The sequence below is a fragment of the Mesorhizobium sp. B2-8-1 genome, assembly GCF_006440955.1.
Taxonomy (GTDB): Bacteria; Pseudomonadota; Alphaproteobacteria; order Rhizobiales; family Rhizobiaceae; genus Mesorhizobium.
This window is the reverse complement of sequence record NZ_VFTX01000014.1, coordinates 74,047-90,943: the sequence shown is the minus strand read 5'-3', so window position 1 is coordinate 90,943 and position 16,897 is coordinate 74,047. Positions and strand designations below refer to the sequence as shown.

Sequence of the window (16,897 nt, the reverse complement as noted above, 5' to 3'; positions counted from 1 at the left end):
CGCGCAGGCAGTCTCCAAACGCATGAGCCTCGTCAAGAAATTCGCTACGGTCGCTTCCGGCACGCTGATGAGCCGCGCGCTCGGTTTCGGCCGCGAGATGCTGATGGCGGCAGCACTGGGCACCGGACCGGTGGCCGACGCCTTCAACGCCGCCTTCCAGTTTCCCAACACCTTTCGCCGGCTGTTCGCCGAAGGCGCCTTCAATGCCGCCTTCGTGCCGTTGTTCGCCAAGGAGATCGAGACGCACGGCACCGACGGCGCCAAGCGCTTTTCAGAGGAAGTGTTCGGGGTGCTGTTCACGGCGCTGCTGGCGCTGACCATCGCCATGGAACTGGCGATGCCGCTGATCGTGCGCTACCTGGTGGCGCCGGGTTTCGCCGACACGCCGGGCAAGTTCGAGACGACCGTCACTCTGGCGACGATCATGTTCCCCTATCTCATCTGCATGTCGCTGGCCGCCATGATGGCGGGCATGCTGAATTCGCTACGCCGCTATTTCGCCGCGGCGATCGCGCCTGCCTTTCTCAACATCATCCTGATCAGCGTGCTTGGCTATGCCTGGTATCATGGGCTGGATGCGCATGCCGTCGGCTTCAGCCTGTCCTGGGGCGTTCTGGCGGCGGGCCTCGTGCAGCTCGCCATCGTCTGGGTGGCGGTTCGCAACGCCGGCATCTCGATCGGTTTCCGCCGGCCGAAGATGACGCCGAACGTGAAGCGGCTCCTGATCCTGGCGTTGCCGGCGGCGATCACCGGCGGCATCACCCAGATCAACCAGCTGATAGGCACCGCCATCGCCTCGGCGCAGGACAGCGCCGTCTCCTCGCTCGCCTATGCCGACCGCGTCTACCAGCTGCCACTTGGCGTGGTCGGCGTCGCCGTTGCGATCGTGCTGTTGCCGGAACTGTCGCGGGCGCTGAAGTCGGGCAATCTGATCGAGGCGGCCAATCTGCAAAACCGCTCGGTCGAATTCACCTTGTTCATGACCTTGCCGGCTGCGGTGGCGCTCTGGGTCATGTCTGAGCCGATCGTGCGGCTGGTCTATGAGCGCGGCGCGTTCGCCGCCAACCATTCGACGCCTGTCGTGGCGGCGATCCTGGCGATCTTCGGGCTCGGCCTGCCGGCCTTCGTGCTGATCAAGGCGTTCACCCCGGGCTATTTCGCCCGCGAGGACACACGCACGCCGATGATCTTCGCCGCCATCTCGGTGGCGGTGAACGTCGCCACCGCGCTGACGCTGTTTCCGAGGATGGGCGCGCCCGGCATCGCCGTGGCCTCGGCGGTAGCCGGCTGGGTCAACGCGCTGATGCTGCTCGGGGTGCTGATCCGGCGCGGCCATTGGGGCCGCGACGTGCCGCTTCTGAAGCGCATTCCGCGTCTGGTGCTCTCGGCGGCGGTGATGGGCGTCGCCCTCTATTTCGCCGAACACTGGCTGAGCGCCAGCCTCGGCTCCGGCTCGCCGCTGGTCGTCAAGGCTACGACGCTGCTGGGGCTGGTGGCCGGCGGGGCGCTGCTCTACTTCGTCACGGCCTTTGCCAGCGGCGGCGCCGATTTCGGCATGATCCGCCGCAATGTGAAGCGCGGCTCAGGCAAGGCGACACCACCAGCCGTAAACGCCGAGCTGGACGAGTAGGCCGGGCAGTCCGACTGCAATAGCAGTCTTGATCGCAGCGTCATGTTCGTCCATAAGCGCGCCGTCGCAAGACTTTCGCCGCACGCGGTTTCCAGCCGCGTGATTGGCTCCGAAAAGTCTGCAACTTTTCGGAATCACGCTTATACGGCCCTCCACAAGCCACGAGGAAACCATGTCCGCCTTCAAGCCACTCGTCTTCTCCGGCGTCCAGCCAACCGGCAATCTGCATCTTGGCAATTATCTCGGCGCCATCAAGAAATTCGTCGCCCTGCAAGAGACGTCCGACTGCATCTACTGCGTCGTCGACCTGCATTCGCTGACGGCCCAGCTGGTTTATGACGACCTCAAGGACCAGACGCGCTCCATCACCGCGGCATTCCTGGCCTCCGGCATCGATCCGAAGAAGCACATCGTGTTCAACCAGTCGCGGGTGATGCAGCACGCCGAGCTCGCCTGGATTTTCAACTGCGTGGCGCGCATCGGCTGGATGAACAAGATGACGCAGTTCAAGGACAAGGCCGGCAAGGACCGCGAGAACGCCTCGCTCGGCCTGCTTGCCTATCCCTCGCTGATGGCAGCCGACATCCTGCTCTACCGCGCCACCCATGTGCCGGTCGGCGAGGACCAGAAGCAGCATCTGGAACTGACGCGCGACATCGCCCAGAAATTCAACAACGACTTTTCGGACCGCATCGCCGGTCTTGGCGTCGGCGTCGAGATGCAGGTCGGAGAGGAAATTGTGAACGGCTACTTTCCGATCACCGAGCCGGTCATCGGCGGGCCGGCGGCGCGCATCATGTCGTTGCGCGACGGCTCCAAGAAGATGTCGAAGTCGGACCCGTCGGATCTGTCGCGCATCAATCTGACCGACGATGCCGACGCCATCTCCAAGAAGATCCGCAAGGCCAAGACCGATCCGGAAGCCTTGCCGAGCGAAGTGGACGGCCTCGCCGCCCGGCCGGAAGCGGAAAACCTGGTCGGCATTTATGCCGGTCTTGCCGACATATCGAAAGAGGCGGTGCTGAAGGAGTTCGGCGGCCAGCAGTTTTCGGTGTTCAAGCCGGCACTGGCCGACCTGGCAGTCGAAAAACTGGCTCCCGTCGCCGCCGAAATGCGCCGCATTTCCGATGACCGCGCCTATGTCGACGCGGTACTGCGGGACGGCGGCGAGCGCGCCGGCGTGCTGGCCGAAGCGACGATGAAGACGGTGCGCGACATCATCGGGCTGCTGCAGGACTGATCCGCATCCTTATGCCCCGCACCATACCGGCCAAAGACCGGCGGCTTGCCGCCGGTCAGCCGCAGTGGCAGATTGCGGCCGAAATGACATCGAGTAAATAGACATGGTCTCCAAACGCCTCAGCCGCGAAGCCGGACATCGCCGGAAGTTCCTGGCGATCATCGACGATACGCCCGAATGCGAGCGCGCCGTCGCCTACGCCTCGAAGCGGGCGCTGAGCACCAGCGGCGTGCTGGTGCTGCTCTATGTCATCGAACCGGACGATTTCCAGCACTGGCTGGGCGTCGAGAAGATCATGCGCGAGGAGGCGACCGCCACCGCACGCACCGCGCTCGACAGCTATGCCAACAAGGTGCGCCAGAAGCTCGGCATCGAACCGGAGATGGTGGTGCGCGAGGGCAAGCCCACCGAAGAGATCCACAAGCTGATCGAGGAAGACCAGGATATCGCCATCCTGGTGCTGGCGGCCGGCGCCGGCAAGGAAGGGCCCGGGCCGCTGGTCGGCGCGGTGGCAGGCAAGGGCGCCGCCTTCCCTATCCCGGTGACCGTGGTGCCGCAAAACCTGTCGGACGAGGAGATCGACAGCCTCGCCTGAAGTGTATCGGTATCCGGGTGATGCCGGCCTGCAAATGCCGGGTTCCTGCGCTTCCGGTGCTCACGTACTTCAAGTACGCTCCGCTCCGGTTCTCGGAAACCACCATTTTCGACTCGGCCTGACCCGAATCTCGGCGCACTTCATAATGCTTGGCAGGAGTCGCAAAAACATTCCGCCAGCCAGCCATTCGGGCGATGCGTTTCGCTTGAATGTCCAGCCGATAGAGCTTATTTAGAATTATTCCAAACTATCTGCCCGAGACGGGCACGGAGACGGCCATGTTCATCCAGACCGAATCGACGCCAAACCCGGCGACGCTGAAATTCCTGCCCGGCAAGGAAGTGCTTTTGGAAGGTACCGCCGATTTCCGTGATGCCGACAGTGCGGCGACGGCCTCGCCGCTGGCCGGCCGGCTGTTCGAAATACCGGGCGTCACCGGCGTCTTCTTCGGCTACGACTTCATCACCGTGACCAAGGACGGGCCCGACTGGCAGCATCTGAAGCCAGCGATTCTGGGCGCCATCATGGAGCATTTCATGTCCGGCGCGCCTGTCATGGCCAATGCCGGCCCGGCCGCGGAGACCAGCCAGACCGGCGAGTTCTATGACAAGGCCGACGAGGAACTCGTCATCACCATCAAGGAGCTGCTCGACACACGGGTGCGCCCGGCAGTGGCCCAGGATGGCGGCGACATCACCTTCCGCGGCTTCGAGAACGGCACTGTGTTCCTGCACATGAAGGGCGCCTGCGCCGGCTGCCCGTCATCGACGGCGACGCTGAAGCACGGCATCCAGAACCTGCTCCGCCACTTCGTTCCCGAGGTCCAGCAGGTCGAACAGGTCGCCTGACCGCTCGCCTTCGCCGAGCGCGGCGACGTTTCTCAAATGCAAGCAACAAAAAACCGGGCCGAATTGCCCGGTTTTTTGTTGGGGACGTCCGTTGTTGCCTAGACGGTCCGCGTACGAACGGTTTTGACCATGAACCTCGCGGTCACGGTCAGAGAACGATGACCTTGGCGCCGACCTCGGCGCGATCGTAAAGGTCGATGATGTCCTGGTTCATCAGCCGGATGCAGCCCGACGACATCGCCTTGCCGATCGAGTTCCATTCCGGGCTGCCATGCAGGCGATAGCCCATGTCGCCGCCCTTGTTGAACAGGTACAGCGCGCGCGCGCCGAGCGGGTTCTTCAGGCCCGGCTCCATGCCGCCGGCGAACTTGGCGAGTTCCGGCTGGCGCTTGATCATCTGCGACGGCGGCGTCCAGGTCGGCCATTCGCGCTTGATGGCGACATGGGCGGTGCCATGCCACTCGAAGCCCTCGCGGCCGACGCCGATGCCGTAGCGAATTGCCCGGCCGTCACCCTCGACGAAATAGAGGAACTTGTTCTGCGTATCGACGATGATGGTGCCCGGCTTTTCCTTGGTGTCGTAGTTCACCTCCTGCCGGTGATACTTCGCGGGCACCTTTTCGATCGGGATGCGCGGCAGCTGGTAGCCGGCGTCGGTCACCGCGCCATAGTCGTTGGAGAATATCTGCCCGCCAATGGTGCTGCAACCGGCGAGTGCGGTGGACAGCGCCAGTGCGGCAATTACTGCAAGCGACTTCATGCGCATGAGGTGATCCGTGCCCCGCCAAACATCCGCGGCACGAGTCGGCCGCTTTCTTGCCATCATTCATGCTGGCATTTGCTTTGCTTGCCAAGTACGCGATGCCTATATGCAAGACCTCACCTGCCGGTAAGCCAGCAACTGCGGCATTTCGGCAACAGCCTTCACCGGATTGTGAAGGAAATTCAATGGCCATGACTCTCGGGCCAGCAGGAATCGAGGAACAACCATGAATGTCGGCGACGCCGCCCAGCGTTCCGGTCTGCCAGCCAAGACCATCCGCTACTATGAGGAAATCGGCCTGATCGCGCCTGCGCGTGCCGGCAACGGCTATCGCGACTATTCGGGCGACGACATCCATCGGCTGACCTTCCTGCGCCGTGCCCGCAACCTGGGCTTTTCCATCGACGATTGCCGCCAGTTGATGGCGCTTTACCAGGACCGCAGCCGCGCCAGCCACGACGTGCGCGAGATCGCCACCGCCCATGTCAGGGCGATCGAGGAGAAGGTGCGCGAGCTGCAGTCGATGCGATCGACCCTGCAGAAGCTCGTCCAGGCCTGCCATGGCGACGACCGGCCGGACTGCCCGATCATCGATGACATTGCGGGAACCGCGCCGCTCGGCGATAAAGCCGTCACGGTCGCATAGATCCGTGCCGGCCAGGCCCGACGCCTCTCGGCTACGGAGGGAGGATGCCGATGGCCTCGATGACTGTCGAACTGCACAATGTCGAAGGCACCGAAGCCGCCATGGGCTGGGCCGGCGGCCACACGATCGTCGTCGACCGGCCCGAGGGCAAGGCCGGCGGCATGGGCCTGGGCTTCAATGGCGGCCAGCTGCTGGCGCTGGCGATCGGCGGCTGCTTCTGCAACGACCTTCGCTATGTCGCCGACGAGATCGGCGTGAAACTCGGCAGGATCGCCGTCTCGGTGAGGCTTGACCTCGACGGCAAGCCCCTGCTGGCGACCGCGGCAAGGATGACGGTTTCCTGCGAGACCTTGGACGGGTCCGATCCCCAAAGGATCATTGACCGTGCAAGCGTGGTTTCCACGGTCAGCAACTCGTTGTGCCAGGGCGTGCCGGTTACGATCGAAACGACGGGGCCTGGCCGCTCATAACGGGTTCAAACCATGAACAAAATCTGGCATGGTCCCGTCATGCCAATCATCTCACCGATTCCCCTGAACCCGCTCATCGATGGTCGCCAGTCCGAACGCGCCATGCTGGTGCGGCGCGGGGTGCAGCGGCTGCTTCGCGAAATGGGCGCGCATGTGCTGCCCGAACTGTCCCTGGCGACCGGCCGCCGCGCCGACCTTGTCGCGTTGACCCGCCACGGCGACATCTGGATCATCGAGATCAAGTCCTCGGTCGAGGATTTTCGCGTCGACCGCAAATGGCCCGACTACCGGCTGCACTCGGATCGCTTCTTCTTCGCCACCCATCCCGGCGTGCCGGCGGAGATTTTTCCCGAAGAATGCGGCTTCATCCTCTCCGACGGCTATGGCGCGGAGATTTTGCGCGAGGCGCCCGAGCACCGCATGGCGGCGGCTACGCGCAAGGCGCTGATGCTGCGCATCGCGCGGGCCGGTGCCGCGCGGCTTTTGGCGGCGGAACTCGCCGGAGTGGCCGTGCCGGCGCTGGAGGGGGAGAGCGAGTAGGCTGCCTCGCAGAACCTGCGCTTGTGGACCTCTACTCCTCGCCTTCATCCGCCCCGCTCGCCGCCGGCGCCATCAGCAGGACGGCCGCGCCGAGCAGCGCTGCGACCAGGGAGCCGGAGAGAATGCCGACCTTGACCGCGTCCTGCAGCGCCGTGTCGCTGGCGAAGGCGAGCAGGCCGATGAACAGGCTCATGGTGAAGCCGATGCCGCACAGCAGCGAGATGCCGATCATGTGCAGCCAGCCTGCATGGGCCGGCAGGTCGGCGAGACCGAAGCGGATGGCGAGCGCGGAGGAACCGAACACGCCGACCAGCTTGCCGACGACGAGGCCGGCGGCGACGCCGAGCGTCAGCGGCTCGAACAGCGCGCCGACGCTGAGGCCCGCCAGCGAAACGCCGGCATTGGCGAAGCCGAAGATGGGGATGACGACGAAGGGCACTATTGCGTGCAGGCCGTGCTCGAGCCGGTGCAGCGGCGAATGATCGAGATCGCGTTCGATGCCGGCGGTGCGTTCGAGCGGAATGGTCAGGGCCAGCGCCACGCCGGCAAGCGTGGCATGCACGCCCGACTTCAGCACCAGCACCCACAGGATCGCACCGAGCACGAGGTAAGGCACGAGGCTCATCACCCGCATGCGGTTGAGCACGACAAGCGCGGCGATCACCGCGAAGGCGGCGCCCAAATAGGCAAGCGACAGACCGCTGGTGTAGAAGATCGCGATGATGATGACCGCGCCTAGATCGTCGATGATGGCAAGGGCGGTGAGGAATATCTTGAGCGAGGCCGGTACGCGGCTGCCGAGCAGCGACAGCACGCCGAGCGCGAAGGCGATGTCGGTGGCGGTCGGGATCGCCCAGCCGGACAGCGCGCCCGCATTGTCACGGTTGATGGCGACGTAGGCCAGCGCCGGCACCACCATGCCGCCGGCCGCCGCGATGCCGGGCAGCACCCTGCGCGGCCAAGTCGAGAGCTGGCCGTCCAGCATCTCGCGCTTGATCTCCAGGCCGACGAGCAGGAAGAACACCGCCATCAGTCCATCATTGACCCAATGCGACACGCTGAGCGGGCCGAGATAGGCGTGGAGGACGGCAAAATAGGTTCCGGAGAGCGGTGAGTTGGCGACGATCAAGGCCAATGCCGCCGCCACCATCAGCATGATGCCGCCGGCCGCCTCGCTGTCGAGAAATTCGCGCAAGACGGAAACCGGCCGCTGTTTCAAGTCCCGCATTTCACCCTCCGTTATGCCGCCCTGTCCGGCAGGCCTTATTGTCGAGGCCGGCGCCGCCCCTCATTGCCCTCCCGGGCATTTCTCCCCGTATAGTGACGGGGAGAAAGAGGCTGGCCGCAGCGTCGGCGCCTCTTTGCAACGCTGGTGGTTAGCGAAATCGGCGATGACAGCGCCCCTCTCCCCGTCACTATACGGGGAGAGGATGCCGGCAGGCAGGTGAGGGGCGGCGCCGAGTTCGACAATTGGATGCTTCCCCGTAAGCAGAAACCGGTCCGAAGGAATGCTCAGCGCATCGCGCTCCTAGCGCGGCGCGCGCTTGGCCAGGATGCGCTGCAGGGTGCGGCGATGCATGTTGAGGCGGCGCGCGGTCTCGGAGACGTTGCGCTCGCACATTTCGTAGACACGCTGGATGTGCTCCCATCGCACGCGGTCGGCCGACATCGGATTTTCCGGGGGCGCGGCGCGCTCGCCGGCCGTGCGGGTTAGCGCGGCAAAGACGTCGTCGGCGTCGGCCGGCTTCGACAGATAGTCGACGGCGCCGAGCTTCACCGCCGTCACCGCGGTGGCGATGTTGCCGTAGCCGGTCAGGATGATCGCGCGGGAATCCTCGCGCTTCTCACGGATGGCGGCCACGACGTCGAGGCCGTTGCCGTCGCCAAGCCGCATATCGACCACCGCGTAGGCGGGCGGATTGGCGCGTGCCTTGCCGACCGCCTCCTCGACGCTCTCGGCCGTTTCGACCACGAACCCCCTGGTTTCCATGGCGCGGGCCAGACGGGTCAGGAACGGTTTGTCGTCGTCGACGATCAGAAGCGAGGTGTCCTCGCCCTCAACCATTGCGCCATTGTTTTCATCGCCTGTCATCGTCTTGAAATTCCTGCTGCCTTAATTTTACGCAGATATAGTTTTGCGTGGCGATTGTCCAATTTACGCGGTGTCAAACATCGTCGCGGGCGCCGATTCCGGGTTCAGGAAAACATTTCTGGGCCATGAAATCCGTACCATGGCGCCCTCGCCCAGTCCGCTCGAATTGCGAAAGTCGAGCGTGGCGCCCGATCGCTCGAGCAATGTCTTGGCGATGAAAAGGCCCAGCCCCAGCCCGCCGCCGGCCTCCGTGCCCTGGCGTGTCGACATATAGGGCTCGCCGATGCGGTCGATGATCTCGGGCGGAAAGCCGGGACCGTCATCGATGATCGAGAAGGTGACGGTGGCCTCGTCCCAGCTCCAGCGCACGGTGACGCTCTCGCGGGCGAAATCGACGGCGTTCTCCACCAAATTGCCAAGGCCGTAGATGACGCCGGGATTGCGGCGCCCGACCGGCTCGGGGCCGCTGCGCTCGCCGGGCCTGAGCTTGATCGAGATGCCGAAGTCGCGGTGCGGCGCGGTGACCTCCTCGACCAGCGAGGTCAAAGGCAGGCGGGACAAATGCGCCTCTCCCTCGGACGACAGGCTGGTCAGGCGCTTGAGTATCTCGCGGCAACGCTCGCTCTGGGAGCGCAGCAGCGTCACATCCTCCCCGTATTTCGCGTCCTTGCCGAGCGCCTTTTCCATCTCCTTGGCGACCAGCGTGATGGTGGCGAGCGGCGTGCCGAGCTCATGCGCGGCGGCGGCGGCTAACCCGTCGAGCGCCGACAGATGCTGCTCGCGCTGGAGCACCAGTTCGGTGGCGGCGAGCGCATTGGCCAGCAGGCGGGCTTCCGCGGCCACGCGGAAGGCGTAAATAGCGGTGAAGGCGATCGATGACAGCACCGCCATCCACATGCCGGCAACATAGATGAAGGGCATCGCCAGCGGCGCGCCTTCATGCCAGGGCAATGGCAAGTGGAAAAAGACCAGCAAGGTCGCCGCCGTCATCACCAGCCCCCCAAGCACCGCGGTCAGGCGCAAGGGCAGCGACGTCGCCGAAATGACCACGGGCACCGTCATCAGCAGCGAGAACGGATTGGTAAGGCCGCCGGTCATGTAGAGCAGGCCGGCAAGCTGGAGGCTGTCGAAGATCAGGATGCCGAAGGCCGCGAACGGCGTGAGCCGGTGCGCGGCCGGGAACCGAAAGGCAAGGAGCAGGTTCATCCAGGCCGAACAGGCGATCAGGGCAAAGCACAGGCTGACCGGCAGTGGGAATTTCAGGCCATAGGCGACGAAAAGCACCGTCACGCTCTGGCCGACAATGGCAAGCCAGCGCAGCCGGATCAGCGTGTTGAGGCGCAGTCGCTGGCTCTGCTGGAAGTCGGGAGAACGCAATACGTTGATCATGGCCATGAAATACAGCCGCGAAGCGGCGAGCGCTAGGTGGATGACGAAGCGATGGCGTTTGCGCCAATCGCCAAGCAACTACGTCCCGCGCGGCTTGGCGCGGCTGGTGGCGGCGGCGAGCAGCGGATTTTCCGGCCACACGTGCTTGGGATAGCGACCGCGCATGTCGGCGCGCACATCGGCCCAGGAGCCGCGCCAGAAGCCGGGCAGGTCGCGCGTCGTCTGGATCGGCCGGTGCGCGGGCGACAGCAGTTCGAGCGTCAGCGGCACGGTGCCGCCTGCGATTGCGGGGTGCCGGTCGAGACCGAACAGTTCCTGGACACGAACCGCCAAAATGGGCCACTCGCCGTCATAGCGGATCGGCACGCGACTGCCGGACGGCACGTCGAAATGGGTCGGCGCAAGTGCGTCGATCCGGCGCTGCAAATCGTGCGGCACAAGCGCCGTCAGCCCGGCCGGGACGACACCCGGATCGATGGCCGAGAAGGATGCGGCACCCGACAGGAACGGCAGCAGCCAGTCGTCGAGGCGATCGATAAGTGCCGTGTCGGACATATCGGGCCACGGCGCCCCAAGGCCGCGATGCAGCCAGGACAGGCGCTGGCGCAGCGTCTCGGCCTCCTTGCTCCAGCTCAGCAGCGAAAGTCCATGTTCGCGCAAGGCGTCAAGCATGGCGCGGTCGGCCTCATTGCCGGTTGGCGGAGGCAGCATGCGCTCGGCCAGCGTGATAGCGCCGAGGCGTACGGTTTCGCGCACGCGCACGGCGCGGCGCTCGCGATCGAAGCTCGTTTGCCTGCGGGTTTCGATCCTTTCCGCCAGTGCTGAACGAATATCGTCCTCGCTGATCGCCGCCGCCGCCGTGATGCGCGCATTCTGCGCCTTGCCCTGCAGGTCGGCGACAACCAGAAACGCCTCGCCGGCAAGCGGATCGGCAGCATCGAGCATGGCACCGGAGCCGTTGGCCAGCACGAAACGCCCGCGCTCGCCGCGCGCCTTGGCGACGCGGTCGGGCCAGGCATGGATGAGGAGAGGACCAGCGCTGCCACCCTCCCCCTTGTGGGGAGGGTCGGCGCGTAGCGCCGGGGTGGGGGTGCGGCGCCAAAGCCCCCCGCCCCGCTCCGCTTCGCGGATCGACGTTCCGGGGCGAGCCACGGGTCTCGCCCGTCCTTCGGACCCCCATAAGGGGGAGGGTGAAGAGGCCTGCCTCGCCAGGCGTTCGGCGAGTTGCCGCGCGGCGGTGGCGCGCGGCGATCTTTCCTGGCGAAAGCGCATCAGCCGGCGTTCGAGATCGGCGCCGTCACCGCCCAACCCGCGCTCGGTCAGCAGCACCGCGAGCATGGCCGCCTCGCCGGCATGGCCGCCGCGGGCCGCCTCGGCGACCATATGCGCCAGCCGCACCGGTAGAGCGAGCTTGCGCATCGCGGCGCCCGCTTCCGTCAGCCGCCCCGCCTCGTCGATGGCATCAAGCGCGCGCAGCAGCGCCCTTGCCTCGTTGAGCGCCGGGGCCGGCGGCGGATCGAGGAAGGCGAGGCTCGTCGGATCGGCGACGCCGAAGGCGGCGCAGTCAAGCAGCAGGCCGGAAAGGTCGGCCTCGAGGATTTCCGGCGGGGTGAAGGCTGGAAGCGACGCCGTCTGTTCGGCGCGCCACAGTCGGATGGCGACGCCGGCCTGCGTGCGTCCGGCACGGCCGGCGCGCTGGTCGGCGGAGGCCTTGCTGGCGCGCACCGTCTCCAGCCGCGTCAGGCCGCTGGCCGGCTCGTAGCGCGGCAGCCGCGACAGGCCGGAATCGATGACGACCCGCACGCCGTCGATGGTGATGGAGGTCTCGGCGATCGACGTAGCCAGCACCACCTTGCGGCGGCCCGCCGGCGCCGGCCTGATCGCCGCGTCCTGCGCCTTGCCATCGAGCATGCCGTAGAGCGGCACGATATCGGTGTCGGCGCCGACCTTGCCGGCAAGCCGCTCGGCGGTGCGCTCGATCTCGCGCTGGCCGGGCAGGAAGGCAAGCACGCTGCCGCTCTCGTCGGCAAGAGCGGAGCGGATCGCCTTGGCCATGGCATCTTCGATTGCGATGCCGGCCGGCCGTTCGTCGTAGCGGATGTCGACGGGAAAGGCACGGCCTTCGCTTTCGATCACCGGCGCGCCCGACAACAGCCTCGCGACACGGGCGCCGTCCAGCGTCGCCGACATCACCAAGACGCGCAGGTCCGGCCGCAGCGCGCCTTGCACGTCGAGCGCCAAAGCGAGGCCGAAATCGCCGTCGAGCGAGCGCTCGTGGAATTCGTCGAAGATCACGGCCGAGATTCCGGGCAGTTCGGGATCGTCAAGGATCATCCGCGCCAGCACACCTTCTGTGACGACCAGTATTTTTGTCCGGGCCGAAGTGCGGTTCTCCATGCGCATGGCATAGCCGACGGTGGCGCCGGGCTCCTCATCAAGCAATTCGGCCATGCGGCGGGCGGCGGCGCGGGCGGCGAGCCGGCGCGGCTCCAGCAGCACGATCTTGCCCGTGCCCAGCCATGGCGCAGCGAGCAGCGCCAGCGGCACCAGCGTCGTCTTGCCGGCGCCGGGCGGCGCCACAAGCACGGCGCCGTTGCCGGAGCCGAGCGCATGGCCCAGCGCCGGCAGCACGGCGGATACCGGAAGCTCCGGCAAGACTTTTGTCGTCATCGCGCCCGCATATCAGCGCTCGTGGTCGCCATGCAACCGGCGCCAGATCAAAGCCGGGTGCGCGAAAACGGGTTCCAGCGCACCGTGCCCAACCGTACTTCCTCGCGCACCATGGTGAGCAGGCCGGACCCACCGACGACCGCGAGGCCGACCAGCGACAGCCAGTCGGGATATTCCCGGAAGAACAGCGCACCGAGGGTGACCGCCCAGACCATCTGCGAGTAATGCGTCGGCGCGATCCGGTTGGCGGGCGCGTATTTGACGGCCAGCAGCTGCAGCAATTGTCCGCATGCGGTGAAGGCGCCGGCCATTATCAGCCATGCAAGCTGCCTTGCGTCGGGAAGCGTGAACGAGGTAGCGGCGATGCCGATGCCGTTGAACAACAGGCCGTAGCCGATCAGCACGCCGAGCATGGTCGTGCGCTTTTCCTGCTTTGCCAGCGAGCGCATCAGGATGACGCTGGCGGCTGCCAGAAAGGCCACGCCAAAGGCGGCGAGGTGTCCAAGATTGAGTTCGCGAAAACCCGGTCTCACCACCAGCATGACGCCGGCAAAGCCGGCGACCACCGCCAGCCAGCGCCATGGACCCACCTTTTCCTTGAGGACGACCGTGGAGAGGATGGTGACGCAGAGCGGCGCCAGGAAGACGAGCGCGTAGACTTCGGCCAGTGGAATGGTGGTGAAGGCATAGACGCTGAGCACGCCCGAGGCGATGCCGGCCCAGGCGCGCGCCTGCACCGCCCAAGGCCGTTTGGTGCGCCAGAAATCACGCCAACGCTCGTCCGCCGGCCGGGTGAAGAAGAGAAAGCAGCCGGCAAACAATATCGAGAAGAAACCGATCTCGAACACCGTGAACTGCCCACCCAGGCTTTTGACAACGGCATCGCTGCCCGAATAGCTTGCATAGGCGATCAGGGCGAGCAGGATTCCGTTCGTCACGTTTTTCCATTTCCGGGGAGAGAAGCGTTGAAAATACTGGCGCTCGGCGCGCATCCTGACGACATCGAGATATTCATGTTCGGTACGATGGCGGCCTATGCGGCGCAAGGCGCAGAACTGACTTTTGCCATAGCCACGGATGGTGCCAGGGGCGGCAAGAGCGATCCCACGGTTCTCGCCCGTGTCCGTCGCGAGGAGGCAACGGCCGCGGCCGCGCTGCTCGGGGCGGCGCCGCGCTTCCTCGACTTTCCCGACGGCAGGCTGGTGGCGGATAACGCGTTGATCGGCGCGCTGAAGACGCTGATTGGCGAAACCGGACCGGATCTGGTGATTACCCATGCGCCAAACGACTATCACGCCGACCACCGCGCGCTGTCGGACGCCGTGCGCATCGCGGCGTCGTTCGCCGTACCGGTGCTGCATGCCGACACGATGGGCGGCACCGGATTCTCCCCGACCCACTATGTCGAGATATCAGCCCAGGCCGAGATCAAGGCCAAGGCGATCCGCCTGCACCAGTCGCAGGATCCGGAGCGCTTCGTCGACATCGCCCGGACGCAGAATTTTTTTCGCGCCGGCCAGTGCAACGGCGCGCCGGGATCGCAGGCCGAAGCCTTCCGCTTCGAGCCGATGTTTCCCTTCGCCGACATTCGCGACCTGCTGCCGCCGGCGCCGCCGATCCGGCCGGTGATGGTGAGCACAAAAAGGATCGACTGACCCGGAAGACGGCTGCTCGATCGCGGTGACCATGCCCGACGACGAGACCACCGGCCGACGCGCCGGTGCACACGGCCACATGGGAACGCCCGGGCCGGACCGTTGCTTTTCTTCCCGGAGGGCCACGATGTCGCACCTTTGCGACCAGGACCGGACCGGATCAGACGAATTGAGGGAAGACATCGCCGGAAAAAACAGCATAGGCTATTGCCAAGACGGCAAATCTTCCTGGGGAGGAAACGGATGGCTTCACGCTATCACGAGGTCTATGACAGCTGGAAACGCGACCCGGAAAAGTTCTGGGCGGATGCGGCGAACGCCATCGATTGGTACACGCCTTACGACAAGGTGTTCGATGCGGAAGCCGGCGTTTATGGCCGCTGGTTTACCGGCGCCACCTGCAACACCTGCTACAATGCCCTCGACCGGCATGTCGCCGGCGGGCGTGCCGACCAGATCGCGCTGATCCATGACAGCGCCATCACCGGCACCGTGAAGACATTCACCTATGCCGAGCTCAAACGCGAAGTGGTGGCGCTGACCTCGGTGCTGAAGAACCGCGGCGTCGGCAAGGGTGATCGCGTCATCATCTACATGCCGATGGTGGCGGAAGCGGCCATCGCCATGCTTGCCTGCGCCCGCATCGGCGCCGTGCATTCGGTCGTCTTCGGCGGTTTTGCCTCGCATGAGCTCGCCACCCGCATCGACGACGCCAGGCCGAAGGTGATCATTTCGGCCTCCTGCGGCCTGGAGCCCGGCCGCGTCGTCGCCTACAAGCCGCTGCTCGACAAGGCGATCGAGATATCCCGCCACAAGCCGGACGCCTGCCTGATCCTGCAGCGCGACCAGCTGCGCTGCGAGCTCAGGGACAATTACGACATCGACTATGCGGACGCGGTCGCGCGCGAGCGGGCGGCCGGCGCCAATGTCGACTGCGTTCCAGTGCTTGCCACCGACCCGCTCTATATCATCTACACGTCAGGCACGACCGGCCAGCCCAAGGGCATCGTTCGCGACAATGGCGGCCACATGGTGGCGCTCGAATGGACGATGGAAAACGAGTTCGGCGTCAAGCCCGGCGAAGTGTTCTGGGCGGCGTCCGACGTCGGCTGGGTGGTCGGCCATTCCTACATCGTCTACGGGCCGCTGCTGCATGGCTGCACCAGCATCCTGTTCGAAGGCAAGCCGGTCGGCACGCCCGATGCCGGCACCTACTGGCGGGTGATCGCGCAGCATGGCGTGGTCGCCCTGTTCACCGCGCCGACGGCGTTCCGCGCCATCAAGGGGCAGGATCCCAGGGGCGAATTCGTCGCCAGATACGACCTGTCGAAATTCCGAACGCTGTTCCTCGCCGGCGAGCGCGCCGATCCCGAAACCATCAAATGGGCGGAGCAAAAACTGAACGTGCCGGTCATCGACCATTGGTGGCAGACCGAGACCGGCTCGCCAATGACCATCAACCCCGCAGGCCTTGGCCTGCTGCCGGTAAAATACGGCTCACCCGGCGTGCCGATGCCCGGCTACGACATCCGCGTGCTCGACGATGCCGGCCACGAGGTGCCGCGCGGCACGCTCGGCAATGTCGTGGTCAAGCTGCCGCTGCCGGCGGGCTGCCTGCCGACGCTGTGGAACGCCGACGCCCGTTTCCGCCAGGCCTATCTCGACGAGTTCCCCGGCTTCTACAAGACGGCCGATGCCGGCATGATCGACGAGGACGGCTACCTCTACGTGATGGCCCGCACCGACGACATCATCAATGTCGCCGGCCACCGGCTGTCGACCGGCGCCATGGAAGAGGTGCTGGCAACGCATCCCGATGTCGCGGAATGCGCCGTCGTCGGCATCGCCGATTCGATGAAGGGCCAGGTTCCGCTCGGCTTCGTCGTGCTCAACGCTGGTGTCTCGCGCGAGATCGGCCTCATCGAGAGCGAAGTGGTGGGGCTGGTGCGCGAGCGCATCGGCCCGGTCGCCGCCTTCAGGACGGTGGTGACGATCAAGCGGCTGCCGAAAACGCGGTCGGGAAAGATCCTGCGCGGGACCATGCAGAAGATCGCCGACAAGGAAGACTGGACCATGCCGGCGACGATCGACGACCCGGTCATCCTCGACGAGATCACGGCCGTGCTGAAGGAGCGCGGCATCGGGGTCTAGATGATCGGGCGCAGCAGACACGATCCTTCCGTTTATTGAGCGGTCGGCGCCGCCCCCCCATCCGCCTGCCCGCACCTTCTCCCCATGAAGGACGGTAGCGACGTACTCCAGTGCCGACTTCCCCCACTCCCCGTCGTTCGCGGGTGAAGGTCGGCGCCAACTGTCACATCTGGCCAATCTTTTGTTGTGCAATGCAACAACAGACCCT

The 16,897-nt window shown here is 65.5% G+C and carries 15 protein-coding genes; 9 read left to right on the top strand and 6 right to left on the bottom strand.

Features of this window, described 5'->3' with window-relative positions:
• The first annotated feature begins 22 nt into the window (after window positions 1–22).
• From murJ to FJ428_RS28295, 4 genes are all read left to right on the top strand, one after another.
• Window positions 23–1,630 carry a murein biosynthesis integral membrane protein MurJ gene (murJ, locus tag FJ428_RS28310; RefSeq protein ID WP_140880620.1) on the top strand — a complete coding sequence of 536 codons (1,608 nt, stop codon included), beginning with the start codon at window positions 23–25 and terminating at the stop codon, window positions 1,628–1,630.
• A 172-nt stretch (window positions 1,631–1,802) separates the two neighbouring features.
• Window positions 1,803–2,870, top strand: a complete 1,068-nt coding sequence (trpS, locus tag FJ428_RS28305; protein ID WP_140880619.1) for a tryptophan--tRNA ligase — start codon at window positions 1,803–1,805, stop codon at window positions 2,868–2,870.
• Between the two features lie 103 nt (window positions 2,871–2,973).
• Entirely contained in the window at window positions 2,974–3,465 is a 492-nt protein-coding gene (locus tag FJ428_RS28300) for a universal stress protein (protein WP_140497131.1), read from the top strand.
• 278 nt (window positions 3,466–3,743) lie between these two features.
• Window positions 3,744–4,313 (top strand): NifU family protein, encoded by a 570-nt coding sequence (locus tag FJ428_RS28295; RefSeq protein WP_140497133.1) that lies wholly within the window; start codon window positions 3,744–3,746, stop codon window positions 4,311–4,313.
• Window positions 4,314–4,461: 148 nt separating this feature from the next.
• Here FJ428_RS28295 and FJ428_RS28290 read toward each other — a convergent pair whose 3' ends face one another.
• Window positions 4,462–5,079: a L,D-transpeptidase gene (locus FJ428_RS28290; protein WP_140497135.1), complete on the bottom strand. Its 618-nt coding sequence runs from the start codon at window positions 5,077–5,079 to the stop codon at window positions 4,462–4,464.
• A 223-nt stretch (window positions 5,080–5,302) separates the two neighbouring features.
• Here FJ428_RS28290 and cueR point away from each other — a divergent pair, with 223 nt between their 5' ends.
• Genes cueR through FJ428_RS28275 form a run of 3 tightly spaced genes read left to right on the top strand, consistent with a single transcriptional unit; the run spans window position 5,303 to window position 6,732 of the window.
• Complete coding sequence (gene cueR / locus FJ428_RS28285) at window positions 5,303–5,722, top strand: Cu(I)-responsive transcriptional regulator (protein ID WP_140497137.1); 420 nt, start codon at window positions 5,303–5,305, stop codon at window positions 5,720–5,722.
• A 50-nt stretch (window positions 5,723–5,772) separates the two neighbouring features.
• The gene (locus FJ428_RS28280) at window positions 5,773–6,192 is read left to right on the top strand and encodes an OsmC family protein (protein ID WP_140880618.1); all 420 of its coding nucleotides are present in this window, start codon (window positions 5,773–5,775) and stop codon (window positions 6,190–6,192) included.
• A gap of 39 nt (window positions 6,193–6,231) precedes the next feature.
• Complete coding sequence (locus tag FJ428_RS28275) at window positions 6,232–6,732, top strand: MmcB family DNA repair protein (RefSeq protein WP_140559812.1); 501 nt, start codon at window positions 6,232–6,234, stop codon at window positions 6,730–6,732.
• 31 nt (window positions 6,733–6,763) lie between these two features.
• On the opposite strand, the gene nhaA is transcribed toward FJ428_RS28275, so the two are convergent.
• From nhaA to FJ428_RS28245, 5 genes are all read right to left on the bottom strand, one after another.
• The gene (nhaA, locus tag FJ428_RS28270; protein ID WP_140523596.1) at window positions 6,764–7,960 is read right to left on the bottom strand and encodes a Na+/H+ antiporter NhaA; all 1,197 of its coding nucleotides are present in this window, start codon (window positions 7,958–7,960) and stop codon (window positions 6,764–6,766) included.
• Between the two features lie 300 nt (window positions 7,961–8,260).
• On the bottom strand, window positions 8,261–8,824 hold the full coding sequence (locus FJ428_RS28260; RefSeq protein WP_140624884.1) for an ActR/PrrA/RegA family redox response regulator transcription factor: 564 nt from the start codon (window positions 8,822–8,824) through the stop codon (window positions 8,261–8,263).
• A 63-nt stretch (window positions 8,825–8,887) separates the two neighbouring features.
• A complete protein-coding gene (locus tag FJ428_RS28255) occupies window positions 8,888–10,219 on the bottom strand; it encodes an ActS/PrrB/RegB family redox-sensitive histidine kinase (RefSeq protein WP_140513548.1) in 1,332 nt (443 codons plus the stop codon).
• 72 nt (window positions 10,220–10,291) lie between these two features.
• The gene (gene hrpB / locus FJ428_RS28250) at window positions 10,292–12,883 is read right to left on the bottom strand and encodes an ATP-dependent helicase HrpB (RefSeq protein ID WP_140880617.1); all 2,592 of its coding nucleotides are present in this window, start codon (window positions 12,881–12,883) and stop codon (window positions 10,292–10,294) included.
• A gap of 47 nt (window positions 12,884–12,930) precedes the next feature.
• Window positions 12,931–13,821: a DMT family transporter gene (locus tag FJ428_RS28245; RefSeq protein WP_140880616.1), complete on the bottom strand. Its 891-nt coding sequence runs from the start codon at window positions 13,819–13,821 to the stop codon at window positions 12,931–12,933.
• Window positions 13,822–13,848: 27 nt separating this feature from the next.
• Here FJ428_RS28245 and FJ428_RS28240 point away from each other — a divergent pair, with 27 nt between their 5' ends.
• Both FJ428_RS28240 and FJ428_RS28235 read left to right on the top strand, forming a co-directional pair.
• Window positions 13,849–14,538 carry a PIG-L deacetylase family protein gene (locus FJ428_RS28240; protein WP_140880615.1) on the top strand — a complete coding sequence of 230 codons (690 nt, stop codon included), beginning with the start codon at window positions 13,849–13,851 and terminating at the stop codon, window positions 14,536–14,538.
• Between the two features lie 243 nt (window positions 14,539–14,781).
• The gene (locus FJ428_RS28235) at window positions 14,782–16,689 is read left to right on the top strand and encodes a propionyl-CoA synthetase (protein WP_140880614.1); all 1,908 of its coding nucleotides are present in this window, start codon (window positions 14,782–14,784) and stop codon (window positions 16,687–16,689) included.
• The last annotated feature ends 208 nt before the right edge of the window (window positions 16,690–16,897 follow it).